At 25.8% G+C, this 17,676-nt stretch carries 15 protein-coding genes; 4 read left to right on the plus strand and 11 right to left on the minus strand.

The features are described 5' to 3' along the window. Positions 1 to 50: 50 nt before the first annotated feature. The 9 genes from BN1711_RS07360 to BN1711_RS07400 form a co-directional block, all read right to left on the minus strand. Entirely contained in the window at positions 51 to 599 is a 549-nt protein-coding gene (locus tag BN1711_RS07360; protein WP_050607519.1) for a hemerythrin domain-containing protein, read from the minus strand. Between the two features lie 4 nt (positions 600 to 603). Further along, positions 604 to 1,203 carry a hypothetical protein gene (locus BN1711_RS07365; RefSeq protein ID WP_050607520.1) on the minus strand — a complete coding sequence of 200 codons (600 nt, stop codon included), beginning with the start codon at positions 1,201 to 1,203 and terminating at the stop codon, positions 604 to 606. Between the two features lie 254 nt (positions 1,204 to 1,457). Continuing rightward, on the minus strand, positions 1,458 to 3,011 hold the full coding sequence (locus tag BN1711_RS07370; RefSeq protein ID WP_050607521.1) for a thiol-activated cytolysin family protein: 1,554 nt from the start codon (positions 3,009 to 3,011) through the stop codon (positions 1,458 to 1,460). Positions 3,012 to 3,335: 324 nt separating this feature from the next. Further along, on the minus strand, positions 3,336 to 3,761 hold the full coding sequence (locus tag BN1711_RS07375) for a DUF6608 family protein (protein ID WP_050607522.1): 426 nt from the start codon (positions 3,759 to 3,761) through the stop codon (positions 3,336 to 3,338). Between the two features lie 2 nt (positions 3,762 to 3,763). Beyond that, positions 3,764 to 4,219, minus strand: coding sequence for a LytTR family DNA-binding domain-containing protein (locus tag BN1711_RS07380; RefSeq protein ID WP_050607523.1), 456 nt, complete (start codon positions 4,217 to 4,219; stop codon positions 3,764 to 3,766). 23 nt (positions 4,220 to 4,242) lie between these two features. After that, positions 4,243 to 4,878 carry a hypothetical protein gene (locus BN1711_RS12660; RefSeq protein WP_050607524.1) on the minus strand — a complete coding sequence of 212 codons (636 nt, stop codon included), beginning with the start codon at positions 4,876 to 4,878 and terminating at the stop codon, positions 4,243 to 4,245. A 258-nt stretch (positions 4,879 to 5,136) separates the two neighbouring features. Next, the gene (locus tag BN1711_RS07390; protein ID WP_050607525.1) at positions 5,137 to 6,429 is read right to left on the minus strand and encodes a lactate racemase domain-containing protein; all 1,293 of its coding nucleotides are present in this window, start codon (positions 6,427 to 6,429) and stop codon (positions 5,137 to 5,139) included. 193 nt (positions 6,430 to 6,622) lie between these two features. Then, on the minus strand, positions 6,623 to 7,909 hold the full coding sequence (locus BN1711_RS07395; RefSeq protein WP_205598627.1) for an L-cysteine desulfidase family protein: 1,287 nt from the start codon (positions 7,907 to 7,909) through the stop codon (positions 6,623 to 6,625). 181 nt (positions 7,910 to 8,090) lie between these two features. Further along, a complete protein-coding gene (locus tag BN1711_RS07400) occupies positions 8,091 to 9,494 on the minus strand; it encodes a glycosyltransferase family 2 protein (RefSeq protein ID WP_050607526.1) in 1,404 nt (467 codons plus the stop codon). A gap of 393 nt (positions 9,495 to 9,887) precedes the next feature. Between BN1711_RS07400 and BN1711_RS07405 the strand changes: the two genes are divergently transcribed. The 3 genes from BN1711_RS07405 to BN1711_RS07415 all read left to right on the plus strand — a co-directional run bounded on the left by BN1711_RS07405 (position 9,888) and on the right by BN1711_RS07415 (position 14,541). After that, a complete protein-coding gene (locus tag BN1711_RS07405) occupies positions 9,888 to 10,079 on the plus strand; it encodes a hypothetical protein (protein ID WP_050607527.1) in 192 nt (63 codons plus the stop codon). A gap of 216 nt (positions 10,080 to 10,295) precedes the next feature. Further along, positions 10,296 to 12,320 (plus strand): methyl-accepting chemotaxis protein, encoded by a 2,025-nt coding sequence (locus BN1711_RS07410; protein ID WP_050607528.1) that lies wholly within the window; start codon positions 10,296 to 10,298, stop codon positions 12,318 to 12,320. Between the two features lie 199 nt (positions 12,321 to 12,519). Beyond that, the gene (locus BN1711_RS07415) at positions 12,520 to 14,541 is read left to right on the plus strand and encodes a methyl-accepting chemotaxis protein (protein WP_050607529.1); all 2,022 of its coding nucleotides are present in this window, start codon (positions 12,520 to 12,522) and stop codon (positions 14,539 to 14,541) included. Between the two features lie 27 nt (positions 14,542 to 14,568). Here BN1711_RS07415 and BN1711_RS07420 read toward each other — a convergent pair whose 3' ends face one another. Both BN1711_RS07420 and BN1711_RS07425 read right to left on the minus strand, forming a co-directional pair. After that, a complete protein-coding gene (locus tag BN1711_RS07420; protein ID WP_423243699.1) occupies positions 14,569 to 15,405 on the minus strand; it encodes a carbon-nitrogen hydrolase family protein in 837 nt (278 codons plus the stop codon). Positions 15,406 to 15,439: 34 nt separating this feature from the next. Continuing rightward, positions 15,440 to 15,991: a hypothetical protein gene (locus BN1711_RS07425; RefSeq protein WP_050607531.1), complete on the minus strand. Its 552-nt coding sequence runs from the start codon at positions 15,989 to 15,991 to the stop codon at positions 15,440 to 15,442. 176 nt (positions 15,992 to 16,167) lie between these two features. Between BN1711_RS07425 and BN1711_RS07430 the strand changes: the two genes are divergently transcribed. Next, a complete protein-coding gene (locus BN1711_RS07430; RefSeq protein WP_050607532.1) occupies positions 16,168 to 17,598 on the plus strand; it encodes a cation:proton antiporter in 1,431 nt (476 codons plus the stop codon). Positions 17,599 to 17,676 lie beyond the last annotated feature (78 nt).

Here is a 17,676-nt window from a genome sequence, read left to right on the forward strand (position 1 = left end):
ATAATAATTAAACATTGCTTAGTATAATTCAAGTTTTAAAATTAGACAACTTAATTTGCTAATCTAGTTAAGAATTTTTTATAAGGTTTTAATAGTTCCTCATTTTTTGCTTTTTCTTCTATTAATCTAGTTTTAATATTTATTTCTTCTTTTATTTTTTTACTTAAATTATTTTCTGCAAAGATGTAGACAACTGTATTTTCTTTTTCTATATGACGTCTTAATATATATATATAAGACATCATATTTCCTATAATGTCTAATTTACTTTTTACACTGTTAGTTCTTTCATATTCATTCAATGCTTTTTCTAATTGCATAACATGAAGTCTTGCTAAATCATGTTCTACAAGCATTCCATTTTTAACAAGTTTATTAGCTAGCCCACCTAAATTTTCTATCATATATTTGAATAAAATTTCCTCTTCTTTTTTATGATGATGTCTATCTGCAAAATTACGAATGAATAAAATTCCCTGACGAAATATAGAAACTGGTACATCCTCACCTTGTAAAATCTCCACGCAAATCTTTTCCATTTTATCTATAAATAAAAGTATTTTATCATGTTCATCTACAAGAATTTCAATTCCATACATTTTATCACCTACTTTTTATTTCATATTTATTATTACATAATTTTTTAAATTCTAAAGAAGTTTCTTTTAATAATCCTTTTATCCATGCAAAACGTATGCCATAATAAACATCTTTAGAAACTCCATAATTCCAATAAGAATCATGTATATCCTTATTTTGAACCCAAACTACGTGATTACCTTCTGTCTTAATAAATTCATTTACTTTATCGCAAGGCATGCCATCTAAAAAACAATCATTTATTTTTTGAAATGCCTCAATAGCATTACCTTCAAAATTTTCTTTTTCTCCAAGTTTGCTCATAAATGACAGTATATATTCATATCTTAAAGAATCTTTTAAAATAAGATCACTAATGACAAAAGCAAGTCTTTCTTCAACCTTTTTAACTCTTACTTGTAACCAAGCATGAATATTATCTGTATCTATTACATCTTCTAAAGGTAATATTTGTATTGTTCCAACTTCTTCATTAACTTTTTCTAAAAGATTTTCATCCCATTTGTTTTCTTTTGATAACTCAACAATTTGTTTAACTATTTTTTCTTGAGATTGTATTTTTTCATACATTACAAAGTGAATTTTTCCTAAAAAACGACTCATTTTTTCTCCTTTTTATTTAAACTTATTAATTTTCATCTTATTTCTTTTAATAACTTAATTATAATAATTTATCTTTTAACCTTCTGTACCCTATGTTACTATTCTAAAATTTTTATATTATTAGTTTATGATTAAAATACAAAATAATCATATGCAAAAATGTATATATTCTTAAATTTAAAAAGGAAATTAGTGATATAAAACATACTAATTTCCTTTTTTATTTAACTCACACTATATTAAATTATAATATTTTATTTCTTAACTTCTATAGACTTTTGTGGATATAACGTTGTACCCCATATTGATATAACTCTTTCTTTTACTAATGGCATATTTTTTTCATCTACAATGGTTCTCCACCATTCCCAAGCAAGTCCTGTACATTCTCGTACCTTAACACATATATTTCTAGCATTTCCCTTTAGATATATTTCTGTATTAAAATGAGCTGTTTTGTCTTGATTGTTTCCTGACCAAGCCTTATGTTCAACTATTTCCTTACCATTTTTGTCATAGCTTACTTCATCCCAAGTCACATCAAATTGAGCTACATAAGCTCCACTATGATCAAGAACTATTTTTCCATTTTCATATTCTGTAGAAGTAGTTTCTACATATTCTGTTTTATTGTTTACTGTTGCTATCTTATTGTTTTTCAAGAAAGTAGTTGTATAAGAAATTGGATATCCTGGATTTTTAGCACTGTATACAGAATTATTTTTTATAATACTTCTTATTTTATCAAAATCCTTAGTAATTATTTTATTATGCTTTTCTGCTCCTCCACCTAAAACAGTTGCCGTAAAAGAACTTTGATTTAATATATCCTTGTATTCAACATTGCTACTTACATCTTGATTGTTTATTAAAGCCTTAAAGGCATCCTTAACTTTTGCACTTTTAGAAGTTGTCTCAAGTTTTACATAAATAGTTCTACCATATGCAACATTTGAAACATAAGCAGGAGGGTTGTCCTTATTTATTCCTTTTAAAGCTAATTGACGGAAGGTTACACTATCCCCAAACAAATCTGATGGACGATTGGGTGCATCTACACTTACTGTATAAAATATTTGCTTATAAGATAAAAGCATAACCTTTTTTTCACCTTTATATATAGAATCAAAATCTATATTTAAAGCTTTGCTTAAAGTCTTAAAATTGCATCCGAGCATTGCAGATAATTGAGATTTACTATATACCATAGTATCAAAATAATTTATTTTTGTAGGTATAGTATACTTAGAGGAATATTTTGAATTCCATGTTTCTAATATTGAGTTTATTGAAGAATTAATTGAAGAATAGGTAGGTGATTTAACTACCCTTTTTCCGTCATTTCCCATACCAGGTAAATCAACACTTATTGTAATAGGTTTTCTTTCACAAGAAATTATATCTGGTTTATTTTCTATAAGATTCCTATTAGCAAGTTGTATAGCTCCTGGATAAGTTCTATTATTTATTGAATCTATAACAGAAATATCTGAGGTTGAATCTGAAATGCTCTTCTTTTCACGTTTTACTACAATAAATTTTCCCGGATTTTCAAAACTTTCCGCTGGTATAAAGCTTTGAACTTTTTCACCCTCATGAGATAATATTTTATTTTCATCATAGGTTAATCCATATATCTTCTTATCTATAATATCGTTATTTTTTTTATTTGAGCTATTGTCCTTATTTGCTAATAAAATTTTATTTTTAGTAGTATTAGGCATTTCTTTATAAGCCACTAGTGTTAAACTTGTAATAATTAACACCGCTACTGACAAAAATCTCATGCATTTTTTAGCCTTTTTCACTTTTCATGCCTCCTTAAATTTTTAACTTAAATTTAATGAATTTCTAATAAATATTTCATATTTTTATTATATATATTATATCGTCATTATTAACTGTATCTTAATAAGATTTATAAAATTTTTTCAATTTTCAAACATTTTGTAAGAACTTATTAAAATACACAATAAAAAAGAAAAGTCAGCATTTTAAAAATTATCCAGTAGAGTTCAAAATTCCACTAAATAATCTAACACTAACTTTCCTCTTATATAATTTATATTATAAAAACTAACATATAGATATATTATATCACTTTTCAATAACATAACTAGCCTTTTTTGTTATCAACGTTCTCTATTTTTAATATTATTTATAAGTTGATTTTGTTTTTTTATTTCTTTTTTAAGATAAACATAATAAATAATTGTTCCTATAAAATATGGAATGGAAAAAGAAAATATCATATCCCTATATCCATTTGGATGTATATCCATAAAAAATGAAGTTATCCATAACCAAATGATAATTACACCAATAGCAATTACATATTGAATAACAATTACTGCTAACGGAGAAAATCGTTCTAGTCTATAATGTTGAGATAATACCCCTACCGCCAGTATACTTAATATTAAAAATAAAAACATATTAAATTGTGTTTCATTTATTTCCTTTTTGCTTATTATTTCAAAAATGGTTAATGCAACTGATACACAAGTATAAGTCATACAAATAATTGGAATAGTATTTTTTTTATTTATAAGTTTCATTCTTAAAACCCTCCTTCATTCATTTTTTTTAAAAATGAATTAAACTTAGGTTTATAACTTCTGTTTATTTGTACTTTTTCGTTGTTATCTAAATATGCTATTACTCGCATATTAAAATCTGATTTTAAAAATTCAATTTTATAGATATTCAACACAACAGATTTATTTACCCTTATAAATCCTAATTTAGAGTAATAACTTTCTAAATCTTGCAACTTACTTTCAATACGAAAAACCTGTTTTTTCAAATATGCAAAAGTTCTTTTATCAACAGACTCAAAGTAATATACATCATTTATAGAAAACAATACATTTTTATCATCTAATTTTCCAATTAACTTATTATTATGCTTTCTTAAATAATCTAAAATTTCTTTTACATCATTAGATTTTTCTTTATAATAAAAGTCAATTTTGTCTTCAGGAATGTTTTTTTGTTCATATTCATTGATTTGCACCTTTATCCCCTCCCTAGGGGGTATTATAGCATGAACATTAAAGTTATAGCTATATAAGAAATTTTAAAATTTCCATTCAATGATAAGTAAGTTAAACCATAAAGTATAGATAATATACAAGTATACATTCCCGTTGAGTTTCCTTGAGTTAAAAAGTGGACAGTACCCCAGGTAACTGCTAATAATATGCCTCCAAATGGAATATTTCTATTATTTTTAAACCACATATCGAATGCTTTTTGTCCGAAAACAATAATTAAAGTAATAAGCATTCCCTCAAACCCATAGTAAATATACTGTACTACAAATTTTAACATTCCATTTGAAGAAAACTCAATAATAGGTTTAAAACCCTTCCATGAAAAAGTTGTATAAACTATACTAATAATAAAAATAAGTCCTGTAATTTGCCATTTTATATTGTCAATTGAGTTATTTGCTTTAGGAAGTTTTTTATATAATATATAAGAAATAAATCCCCAAAGTACACATGTTATGATCCAATGAGAGATATTTTGAGTTATTGTCCATTTATTATTTGTATAACCAAACATATTCTTTTCTATCATTATTAACAATATTTCTAACCCTAGTCCTCCAAATGCATAAAAAGCATATCCTAAATAATCAATAGCAGAATTATATTTTTCCGATTTCATAACAGTTCCCCCTATCCTTTTCTACCTTAATTATATTTTCTATCATAAATAAGTTCAACAGTCATACTACCATGTTGCATTTTAAGCTAACTAAGTTACATAAATATATGTTTAGTAAAAAATATTCCTTAAAACAAACTTAGATAAGGTACTATAAACTATAACTTTAAGTAACTGAACTATTTTTAAGCATAAAAAATATGTAGAATAAAAGTACTTGCAGTACATTTATTCTACATAATTCTTTCTACTTAAATTCTATTTTACTAACTTAGGTAATGTATTTGCTGCATGAGGCATTATGTACGTTCTTAAATGCTCTCCTTTTTCCTTTTTAACTAATTCTAAAGCTTCATCAAGAGTTTTTACTACTCTTATTTTTGTATTTTTCATTAATTCTGGATCTATATTACTTACCAATATTAAATTAAACTTTTCTGCAGTATCACAAGCTATATAACTTGTGTGTTTTGATATACTGTAGTTATCTCTTAATTCTTTTTCTCTATCTAAATTATTATCAAAGTCTGTAAGCATCATTCTAACACCATCATCACCACCTAAACCTTCACTACATTCTGAAAGTATTATGATGCTTCCATCTTCTTTAACAGCTTCTCTTGAATTTACTATAGTTTTTGAAGATTGATAGAAGTTTATATCCTTTGGAAATCCTCCTGCCGTAGCTATAGCTAAGTCAGCTTTTTCATCTATTTCTACTCCATCTACTTTATCAACATATTTTCTTCCTGCTTCGTGAGCTTTTATATAGTTACCTGACACTGCTGCTGCTATATTTCCATCTGAACCCATTATTGCATTAAACATAAATGTAGGTCTTACAAAACTTGCTGCCTCTAGCATGTCTAAATGTATTGGATTTTCACATGTATTTCCAGCCCTTACATTTTTATTTTCTCCTTCTCCAAGTTCACCTGTAAAAGATAAAGCATGATTTGCCATTATAGTTTCATAAGAAGATATTCCTGGTAATATAGCTTTTTTACCACCTGAATATCCTACAAGAAAATGATATATAATAGCTCCTACTAAAATTACATGATCAGCTTCTGCTGCATATCTATTAATACTCACAGGTGTGTTGTAAGAGGTCTTACCACAATATACTAAATCTTCTTCTTTTGTACAAATATGATCAATAACTTTATATTTATTATATATTTCTTCTCCAACTAAAAGCTTATGTTCCTCTTCTGTTTGTTCTCTATGAGAACCTGTAGAACTTAAAAAGATTATATCTTCATCTTTGACTCCACCTTTTTTAACTTCTTCTAAAATATAAGGTAAGTATGTACTAACTTTTTGCCATGCTCTTGTAACATCTGGTATAACTATGCAAACTTTTTCATCCTCGTGAACAAGCTCTTTTAAAGGAGCACTACAAATAGGATTTTCTATGGCTTCTTTTATTACTTCTTCTTCTGTTTTGTCCACTTTAAATGGATTATGATCTATAATCTTTATTATGTCCTCTTCTGGCATTGAAAAACTTACCTTTTCTCTACCATATTTTAATTCTAAATTTTTCATTTAAATAACCTCCTTTATTTTGTAGAAAATTAATCTTTAATGTAGACTTATTACTTTAACATATCAATAGTATACCTGTTATAAGTTACATATACCTTGAATTTGTAATTTTAAAATTTTTTCAAATATTCATAAATGTTTAAAAAAACTAAACTTTATAAAACCTAGTTTTATTACTATATAGCATAAAATTTTACTTTGAATTTTCAACCATTATATTTAATATTTCTTTATCCGTATTTGCCATTCCTGGGTATGCTATTTTACCTATACATTTCATAGTTTCTTCAACAGAATTAGAAACTATGCCACATCTATTTGGTACAACTATATTTTCTAAAGCCATTTTTGAACTTAAAAATGAAGCTTTTACCCCTGTATTTGCCTTTAATGAACATGCTAAATTTCCACCTGAACATATCATTCCTGTTATATTAGATGCCATATTTACTATAGCATAACCTATTTGATTGCAATTTCCGCCTAGTAAATAAGTAATAGCTGCACTAACTCCAGTACCTGCTGCTACAGCGCAACCACAAAAAGCAGACAACTTTCCTGAAAATTCCTTTATATAGATATTTATAAGATAACTTAAAGCTATTGCTCTTACTAACTTTTCTTTACCTAAATTATTTTTTTCTACTACAGCTACAATCGGTAGAGTACTTATTATACCATGATTACCACTGCCAGTTATTGTCATAGCAGGAAGTGCTTCGCCTGAAACTCTAGCATCTACTGCAGCGCAAGTTAATACTTCACCATACAAAGCATAATCATCATTATTATTTTTATATGTTTCATTAAGCATTTTTCCAAGACCTAATCCACTACCTTCTAATCCTCTTATTGCTAATTTTTTGTTCATATCTACTGCTTTTTCAAGAAAACTAATACTATTATAATCTACAGTATTTACAAAATTAACAATCTCATTTACAGTAAGCTTTGTTATCCTTTTAGAATCTACTATACTTTCATTATTATTAATATTTTCTTTAGTTTTCTCATATATTATTTCACTATTTTTTTCAATTAAACTTATATTATCATGTGAGTTAGTAATTAAAATTCTACCATATCCCTTATTTGTAGTTACTATTGCCTCAACATACAAGCCTTTTGTATTGTCCTTAACCTTAAAGCTCACCTTATGATTATCTATAAATTCCTTAGCTTTTATCACATGAATCTCTTCTATATTTTTAAGAACTTCAAGACCTAAAGACGAATCTCCAGCTACAATTCCTAGCATAGCAGCAAATTCATTTCCTATTTCACAAGTACCTGGTATACCACATGAAAAAGCATTTTTAAATAATCCTCCATCAGTTTTAACTTCTACCTTTTTAAACTCTCCACCAATTGTCTCATAAGCCTTTGCTGTAGCTAAGGCAATTGCTGCGGGTTCTGTAACACCCAATCCAGGCGCCATTTCTTTTTTTAATATATTTATTATAGTATTATTATCTATCATAATTATCCCCCATATTATTATAAAAATATTATAAATTACCCTTCTTAGCTCAATTTTATTATTACACTTAATCCTTGTCAAACACTGTATAAGTATATTATTCATTCAAAAAGAAAAAAGACCATTGGCAACTTATATTTACCAACAGCCTAAGCTATATAATTATATACAAACTTTTCTATTATTCTACATCTTGAATACTTATTTCTCTTATATGTTTTGTATGACTCCACTCTTTATTATCCTTATCTATTATCCCTTGAATAGTTATAGGTATCCAAGTTAATGTATATATTCCATATAATAAATACCATATAAATATTTTAAAGGAATGTTTTCTATCTATTATATATAAAGCAACTAAAAATATCACTAAATATATAACTGAACATATAGCTACCTCATAAAATTTAGGATTATTTCCTAATATAAAACCAAATACCACTATATTTAATGAATATAATGCAAAGGTTAAAAACATATTTTTTGATAGCTTATCCTCTAAAACCATAACAAAAGGAGTAAATAAAAATTGAACTATACTGAATGATTTCCATACCCAAGGAGAAAACAAATAATTCATTACAAATATATTAGCTCCATGAGGTAAATTAGTTTGAATTAATGTTAATAATGCTGATACCCCTAGCAATAAAACCACAAAAGGTTGTATTGTATATAACGCACAGTCTAAAGCCGTAAAATCTCTATCTTTTATAGCCTTTTTAAATAACTTTCTAAAAAATCTTGAACATACATCTGCAAATCCTTGCATCCATCTTTTTCTTTGACTCCAAGATTGCTTTAATGTAAGAGGCTTTTCATCATAAACTCTAGCATTATGACACCATCCAACTTTATAACCATTTAAAACTAATTTACATGTAAACTCTAAGTCCTCTGTTAGACAGGTTGCACCCCAACCTAATTTTTTTAATATTTCCGTATCCATACAAAAACCTGTACCACCTATTTGATTAGATAATCCTAGATTTGCTCTTGCTAATTGAAAAAGTCTATTAGCAGTCCAAAAAGCTATAGAATAAGAACCAGTTATCCATGAATCATTAGGGTTTTTACTATCTATATACCCTTGAACTACTTTGTAACCTTCACATAATTTATAATTCATTTCTCTTAAAAAGTTTTTAGAAACCAAATTATCTGCATCAAATATAGCTATAGCATCATATTTTGTATCCATATTAAATATTTTGCCGAACATCCATTCTAAGGCATATCCTTTTCCTCTTTTATCTGGTACATTTCTTTCACAGACTTTTACATCTTTATAACTTCTGCCAATAGATGCTGTATTGTCTGTACAATTATCTGCTATTATAAATATATCGTATAACTCCTTTGGATAGTCTAAAGACCTAAGGCTTTCAATTATTTTTCCTATAACCATTTCCTCATTATGAGCTGCCACTACTAAAGCAAATTTCTTTTGTGGCTTAAAAGTCTCACCTTTTTTATCTTCATGTTTTTTTAACCCAAATAAAGATAATACAAGATAATACATACTAATTAAAAATACAAACACTTGGAACACCAACGTTAAATCAAAAATAAAATCCTTCATTAGTTATAAACCCTTTCTATTTAAATATTTAATGACATATTTACTATTTATACGTTTATTTTATAATTACATACTGTTTTATAATATCATATTTTCCTATTAAAATACTAATTAGTTGAAATATTTTATATTTTCTTAAAAACTTTCTTATAAATATATATTCACAATAAACAGTATTTTTATTACTCTTTTGATTTTTTTAATTTTATATAAATATGGTGCTAATAACAGACAAAATTTTCTTTATATTTATGATATATTTATTGATTTTTTGTTTTAAATGTGATATATTTTATATTGTAATATGTTAATAAATTCTCTTATGTAAATGTATACATATTATATAGTATACATTATATCCTTTTAAAATATTTTATTAAAGGAGTGTTTTTAATGAATAGACATTGTAATAAAATTCCAAACCATGTTTTAAGTACAGTTAATTCATTAATAAAAGATTGTGGTATGTCCAAGGAAGAATTTATAAAAAATTTAGCTAATGCTTATGATATAAATTCAGGGGTTGATAACTACTATGATTTACTAAAAGATTATGATACCTATTGTGATAGCTTTGTAAGTTAAATTGTTTTCATTCTAAAATTATATAGATGTTATATATTATAAAACTAACTAAAAATACAGTAGTCTTTGTACTACTGTATTTTTAGTTTTTAAATATATAATATTTTTATAAGAATCTAATTTTTTATTTGATTACTGGTAAATTTAATATTATAATTACAATATGACTATTAAATTCATATTTAAACATTTTTTAACAAGGAGTGACATTTATTTATGATCGGAAAACTTATACATAAAGACAAGAGTCTAAAAGTTAAAATTATTTCTACAACCTTAGTTATATTCTTTCTATGTTCAATAATTTTGACAACAACAACTTATCTTGTAGTAAGAACTAAGTTCAATAACCAAATCAAAGCTGATGGATTAAATTTAGTTGAAGAACTTGATTCTGAAATCATGAGATATAGTGAACTTAAAGAAACTATAGATTCTCTAATAACTGAAAAACTTTTAAGTGTATCTTACATATTAGGATCAAATAAAAATATGTCTAACGAAACTTTAGTTGAAATAGCTAAACAAGCTAATATTCAAGAAATAAATATAACTGATAATAAAGGTAAAATAATATACAGTAATTTGCCTGAGAATATAAATTATGTATATCCTTCAAATTACATAGGTTATGACATAATAAAAGGTTCAAAAAATAAAGTTATAGAACCAACAAGACAAAATAAAGTAAATCATAATTACTATAAATATTGTGCAACTTCTTCTCCTAATGGTGGCTTAATACAAATAGGACTAAATGTAAATGAATTAAATAAACAAACCAAAGCCACAGATATTCAAAATTTAGTTGAAAATATATCTAAAAACAATAATATAGTATATGCTTTAGTTATGGACAACAATCTTAAGGTAACATCTCACAGTTCTAAAGAACGAATAGGCATGAATTTAACTGACAAAGGCAGTAACGATGTGAAAAAAACAGGTAAAACCTATTCATCTACTTATAAATACAAAGGTAAAATAGATGTTTATGATGTAATAATGCCTTTAAAAAATAGTAAGGGACAACAAATTGGAGCTATAAATATAGGTATCTCATTAACTACACAGAAACGTGCTTTAAGAAATATTTTATTAACCTCTATTTTTATAACATTAATTTCTTTGATTATAAGTACAGTTATATTAATATATATAATAAAATCTTCTTTATCTCCGTTAAACAATTTATCAAATATAGCTTTTGCAGTATCTAAAGGAGATCTTAGTAAAAAAATAAAAATACAAAATAATGATGAAATTGGAACCGTATCAAAAAGCTTTAATTTAATGATTGATAATTTAAGAAATATAACTAATAACATTAATGAATTTTCTACTAATTTACTTTCTTCTTCACAACAAATTTTATCTTCTGCAGAACAAACTACAGCAGTTTCTGAAGAAATTTCCTCTGCTACACAAGAAATAGCAGCAGGTTCAAACAACCAAGTAAAATTAATTAGTGATATTTCTACTGATATGAATAATATGACAAAAAATATATTAAACATAGATGAAAAAATAGCTGAAATTTTAAATCATTCAAAAACCACTAATAATTTGGCTTCTAATGGAAAAGAAGATTTAAATAATATGATAAAGCAAATGGATACTCTAAACGAAAGCGTTAGTTATTCTGCTGATATAATACAAAAACTACAAGAAAATTCAAAACAAATAGGTAACATTGTAGAAATAATAAATGATATTGCAGATCAAACAAATCTCTTAGCCTTAAATGCTTCTATAGAAGCTGCCCGTGCAGGTGAAAGTGGTCGTGGTTTTGCTGTAGTTGCTGAAGAGGTAAGAAAGCTTGCAGAAGAATCAATGAATTCTGCAAATAATATTAAAACATTAATTTTAAGTAATGAAGAAAAAACTAAAGAAGCCTTGGATTCTATAAGAAAAGGTAACTCCGAAGCACAAAAAGGAGAAGAAATTGTTAAAGTACTTAATAATTCTTTCGGAAAAATGTTGTCTTCTTTTGATGATATGCAGATTAAATTCAATATTATTAATAATATGATAGAAGGCTCTAATAAACATATAACAAATATATCTTCAAAAATGTATGAAATAGAAACTGTATCAACTAATTCTTCTGCCAATACAGAAGAAGTTTCAGCGTCTACAGAAGAGCAAACTGCAACTATTGAGGAAACTACAGAAACAATTGAAAGATTAGTAAAAATGGTTGAAGAACTGCAAAAAAATGTATCTATATTTAAATTATAAAGAATTCCAGACGTCTTTCCTATAAAAATGAGATATTTCAAATTAATTTTTGAAATATCTCATTTTACTATAATTTTAATTTTTCTTTATTATAAAATAATTCAACTTTTTATTTGATTACTACTAAATTTAATATTATAATGGTATTGCAACTATTTGTTTCATATTTACACAAATTTTTACAAGGAGTGACTTTATAATGAATAATAAACTGGGGGATAACAAAAACAGCTTAAAAAACAAAATTATTTGTACTACTTTAGTTATATTCTTTTTATGTTCTAGTATATTAACTACAGTAACTTACATTATGGTAAGCAACAAATTTAAAAAACAAGTAAAAGTCGATGGATTAAATTTGGCTAATCAATTAAATTCTGAAATAACTAAATATACAGAATTCAAAAAAACCATAGACATCTTATCTTCTGAAAAGCTTTTAAGTGTAGCTTACCTTCTAAATCAAACAAAAGATACTTCAAATGCTAATTTAGCAGAAATAGCTAAACAAACTAATTTACAAGAAATAAACATAACAGATAATCAAGGTAAAATTATATACTCTAACTTACCTGAAAATATAAATTATGTTTTTCCAAGTGATTATATAGGCTATGATATACTTAAAGGTAAAAAAACATCCTTAGTTGAACCCCTAAGACAAAATAAGTTAAATCATAACTACTATAAATATTCTGCCACTTCTTTTGGAAACGGCGGGTTAATACAAATAGGATTAAACGCAAATGAAGTAAAAAAATTAAATAATTTCGTAGATACGCAAACTCTAGTAGAAGAATTAAGTAAAAATAAAAACATTAAATATGCTTTAATTATGGATAAAAATCTTAAAGTATTATCTCATAGCATAAAAGAAAGAATAGGTAAAACATTAACTGATGAAGCAACCAAATCTGTTATAAAAACTGGTAAAACTTTTTCTTCTTATTACAAATATAAAGGTGAAACTATTTTTGATATAATAATGCCTGTAAAAAATAGTAACGGAACTTTAGTAGGAGTTATGAGTTTCGGATTATCTCTAAGCGATCAACAAGCTGCTTTAAAAAATATATTATTAAGTTCTATTTTTATAACCTTAATTTCTTTAATCATAAGTACTTTACTATTAATCTATATTATTAGAAAATCTTTAACTCCATTAAATGATTTATCTAATATAGCTGAAGCTGTATCTCGTGGTGACCTTACTCAAAAAGTAAAAATACAAAATGAAGATGAGATTGGTACTGTAGGAAAGAGTTTCAATTTAATGATTGATAATTTAAGAGACATAACTAATAATATTAACAAGTTTTCTAGTAACTTACTTTCTTCATCTCAACATGTTCTGTCTTCTGCTGAACAGACTACAGCTGTTTCTGAAGAAATATCTTCTTCTACACAAGAAATTGCAGAAGGTTCAAACAATCAAGTAAAATTAATTAATGATATTTCTCTTGATATGAATGATATGACTGAAAGTATATTTAATATAGAAGAAAAAGTAGAAGAAATTCTTTCTCATTCACAAAATACTAATACTTTAGCTTCTAATGGAAAAAACGATATGAAAAATATGATAGATCAAGTGACTACTTTAAAGGAAAGTGTCAGCTATTCTTCTGATATAATTTATAATCTACAAAAAAACTCTGAAGAAATTGGAAATATTGTGGAAATAATAAATAATATTGCAGATCAAACAAACTTACTAGCTTTAAATGCCTCTATAGAAGCTGCTCGTGCTGGCGAAGCTGGTCGTGGTTTTGCTGTAGTTGCTGAAGAAGTTAGAAAGCTTGCAGAAGAATCTATGAGTTCTGCAAATAATATTAAAAATTTAATTTTAACTAATAGTGAAAAAACTAAAGATGCTTTAAAATCTATTGAAAAAGGTAATTTAGAGGCTCAAAAAGGTAAAGAAATTGTTGGAATTGTTAATGGTTCCTTTGAAAAAATGTTGAGTTCTTTTGATAATATACAAGATAGATTTGAAATTGTTAATACTATGATAGAAAATTCTAATAAATATATAACAGATATTTCAACTAAAATATATGAAATAGAAAATATATCTACAAATGCATCTTCTAGTACACAGGAAGTGGCAGCTTCTACAGAAGAACAAACCTCAACTATAGAAGAAACTACTGAAGCAATAGAAAAATTAGTATCTATGGTAGAAGAATTACAAAAAAATGTATCTGTATTTAAACTTTAAAAAAAGGCGATGAATTCATCGCCTTTTTTATAATAATTTTAAAGTATACAAATCTCTTCTTATATGTTTTAAAAGAGGAAGCTCCTCCCTTACCTTTTCTTCGTATTTTAAATCTATATTTTGAAATAAGATTCCTTCCTTTTCATCTAATCTTCCTACTATTTCCCCCCAAGGACTTGCAACTAATGAATTACCATAAGCTATATAAGAACTATTATTACATCTTGCTGGAGATACACCTACCATATAAACTTGATTATCTAAAGCTCTACACTTAAATAAAGTTTCCCAATGGCTAGGTCCTGTAGTCATATTAAACGCTGCTGGAGTAAATATTATTTTTGCACCTTTTTCTACCATAATTCTTGAAAGTTCGGGAAATCTTATATCATAACATATCATAAGACCAATTTCACCCAAAGAAGTAGAAACTACTGTAGGAGCATTTCCACTAGTCAATACATCTGATTCCTTAAAAACTATTTTTCCTTTTACGTCTATATCAAATAAATGAATCTTCCTATGGACACCTAATATTTCACCTTGTTTATTTATTACAATAGAAGTATTATATATTCTACCTTCAGTATCTATCTCTGGTATAGATCCTCCTATGATATATACTTTATTATCTCTAGCCGCTTTTACTAAAGCCTGTACAGTTTCTCCTCGGTTATCTCCTTTTAAATTTATTTTTTCAGCATAATGTCTAAAATATTTATTATCATAAGGACAATTAAACATTTCAGGTAAAACTATCATATCAGCTTCTTTCTCTACTGATCTTTCAATCATAGAAATAGCTTTATTTATATTTTCCCCTTTATTTTCTACCACTTTCATTTGACATAAAGCTATTTTCATATTCATATCCCCCTTTTTAATTAATTAACCTAAGCTAATTATTATCTGCTTTTTCATCACATTCTATTTCCTTACTTTCAACAAAAGCACTTCCTGCATATTTTTGTAAAATAGAGTTCATTTTTTCTCTATCTGAAGGATATATATCCCAATCCCTTCTATCCTCTTTTTCCTTAATCTTTACATTAAAAAATAATATATTACTTTGTTTAGGATGCCACTCCCACTTAACTATATCTTCCCAATTTGCAAAATTATAAATTGATTTTGTATACAAACTTTTATTTCCTATTCCTTTGTCTGTAACTATTTTAATTTTACTAAAGTCATATATAAATAAGATTAAATAAATAACTATAAGTAATCCCATATTAGAAACATTGGATTTTATAATGGCATACATCATATATCCAATTATTAATATCATAATAAGCAATATAAAACTCTGCTTTTTAGAACTTCTTTTTAAAAATAATATATCCTTACCAACATCCACACTACTCTCTCTTCCTTTTATAAAAGAATAATAAAATTGCAATACTATGGCTACAATAAGAACTATTTGAAATATTTTATCAAAACTCATAATTGTCACTTCCTTTTGTTATAAATTCTTGTATTATTATATACTACACATTAAAATAAAAATCCTTTATTTTAATATTTTCTATTAAAAATTAATAGTTTAAATAATGTATTTATTATGATATAATTACTTGATTAAATTTTAGCATAAACAACCAATTAAAGAGGTGGTAAACTTTGGAAAACATAAATTATGATTCTCTTTTAATTTTATCTTTGTTTGCATTTATAACTCCTTTATTTATAAGTGCTTTTAAAAAGTACAAGGTTCCTTTCGTAGTTGGGGAACTTTTTATAGGAATTATTATAGGAAAAAGTTTTCTTAATTTAATTCATATAGATCCTTGGATTGAATTTCTTTCAAATTTAGGTCTTGCTTATTTAATGTTCTTAAGTGGACTAGAAATAGATGTGCATAGTATAAAGATAAGTAAAAACTCCAAAGGTTTTAATAATTTATTATTGTGTTCTATAATGTCTATTCTATCAATATTAATTTCCTTTGGCATATGTAAATTTTTATATTCTATTAAACTAATAAAAAATGTTATATTTATGACCTTTTTATTTTCTGCTGCAGCTCCAGGATTTTTAGTTCCTTTCTTAAAAGAAAGAGGAATCTTAAAAACGGAATTTGGTCAAAGTCTTTTAATATTCTCTCTTATAGGAGAATTTATAAGTTTAATAGCCATGACTGTTATATCTTCCAAGCTAAACTATGGCTTAAGCTATAAAAGTTTTCTTTTCCTAATAGTAATAGTTGCTTCTTTTTTAATATATATAGTATTAAAAAGAGTACAAAAAAAATATGGATTTGATAACTTTTCTGGTAATAAAATGCACTTAGAAGTTAGAGCTGCTTTTGCCTTAATTCTTATATTAGTTACTATTTCAAATAAAGTAGGAACTGAAATAGCTTTGGGATCTTTCCTAGCAGGAGTTATATTTACATTTTTAACAGATAAAAGTAGAGAAGAAGATCTAAAATATAAATTAGACATAATAGGTTACGGTTTTCTTATACCTATATTTTTTATAATGGTTGGAGTAAATTTAGATATTAAATCCGTATTTAAAAGCCCTATATCTTTAATTGAAATACCGTTATTTTTATTTATTATATATATAATAAAACTTATTCCTTCTATCTTATTAAAATATAAGTATGGTAGAAGAAAAGCAATATCCTCTGCTTTCCTTTTGTCAACTCAACTAAGTATTTTAATAGTTGGTGCTCAAATAGCCTTGAATTTAAATTTAATTAATTCAGAAAGATATTCTGCTTTAATATTAACTGCTGTGATATCTTGTATGTTGTTTCCTCTATTATTTGATAAAACTATGGATTATAGTGGTCTAGAAAAAGTTAGTGAATCTAATATAAATAAAGTATGTGTTAGAGAATTCATTCCTACTAATAAGGAAATCTTTAATAAACCTTTAAAAGAGTTAAACTTTCCAATAGGTTGTAGAATATTTTTGATTATAAGAGATGAAAACGAAATTTTACCTAATGGAGATACTATTATCTTAGAAGGAGATGTTTTGGTTATTGCAGGTCTTCAAGATAAGTCTTCAGATTTTATAAATTTATTATCTAACAACTAAAAAGGACTTGTAATAATGCATTATTACAAGTCCTTTATCTATTTCATAAAAAAATTTTATTTAAAAACTTAATGATTT

It is taken from the genome of Clostridium niameyense (assembly GCF_001243045.1).
Classification (GTDB): domain Bacteria; phylum Bacillota; class Clostridia; order Clostridiales; family Clostridiaceae; genus Clostridium_F; species Clostridium_F niameyense.

Coding starts and splice junctions, on each gene's coding strand:
- BN1711_RS07360 (WP_050607519.1), bottom strand. CDS start 599: ATGTATGGAATTGAAATTCTTGTAGATGAACATGATAAAATACTTTTA.
- BN1711_RS07365 (WP_050607520.1), bottom strand. CDS start 1,203: ATGAGTCGTTTTTTAGGAAAAATTCACTTTGTAATGTATGAAAAAATA.
- BN1711_RS07375 (WP_050607522.1), bottom strand. CDS start 3,761: ATGAAACTTATAAATAAAAAAAATACTATTCCAATTATTTGTATGACT.
- BN1711_RS12660 (WP_050607524.1), bottom strand. CDS start 4,878: ATGAAATCGGAAAAATATAATTCTGCTATTGATTATTTAGGATATGCT.
- BN1711_RS07390 (WP_050607525.1), bottom strand. CDS start 6,429: ATGAAAAATTTAGAATTAAAATATGGTAGAGAAAAGGTAAGTTTTTCA.
- BN1711_RS07395 (WP_205598627.1), bottom strand. CDS start 7,909: ATGATAGATAATAATACTATAATAAATATATTAAAAAAAGAAATGGCG.
- BN1711_RS07400 (WP_050607526.1), bottom strand. CDS start 9,494: ATGAAGGATTTTATTTTTGATTTAACGTTGGTGTTCCAAGTGTTTGTA.
- BN1711_RS07405 (WP_050607527.1), top strand. CDS start 9,888: ATGAATAGACATTGTAATAAAATTCCAAACCATGTTTTAAGTACAGTT.
- BN1711_RS07410 (WP_050607528.1), top strand. CDS start 10,296: ATGATCGGAAAACTTATACATAAAGACAAGAGTCTAAAAGTTAAAATT.
- BN1711_RS07415 (WP_050607529.1), top strand. CDS start 12,520: ATGAATAATAAACTGGGGGATAACAAAAACAGCTTAAAAAACAAAATT.
- BN1711_RS07420 (WP_423243699.1), bottom strand. CDS start 15,405: ATGAAAATAGCTTTATGTCAAATGAAAGTGGTAGAAAATAAAGGGGAA.
- BN1711_RS07425 (WP_050607531.1), bottom strand. CDS start 15,991: ATGAGTTTTGATAAAATATTTCAAATAGTTCTTATTGTAGCCATAGTA.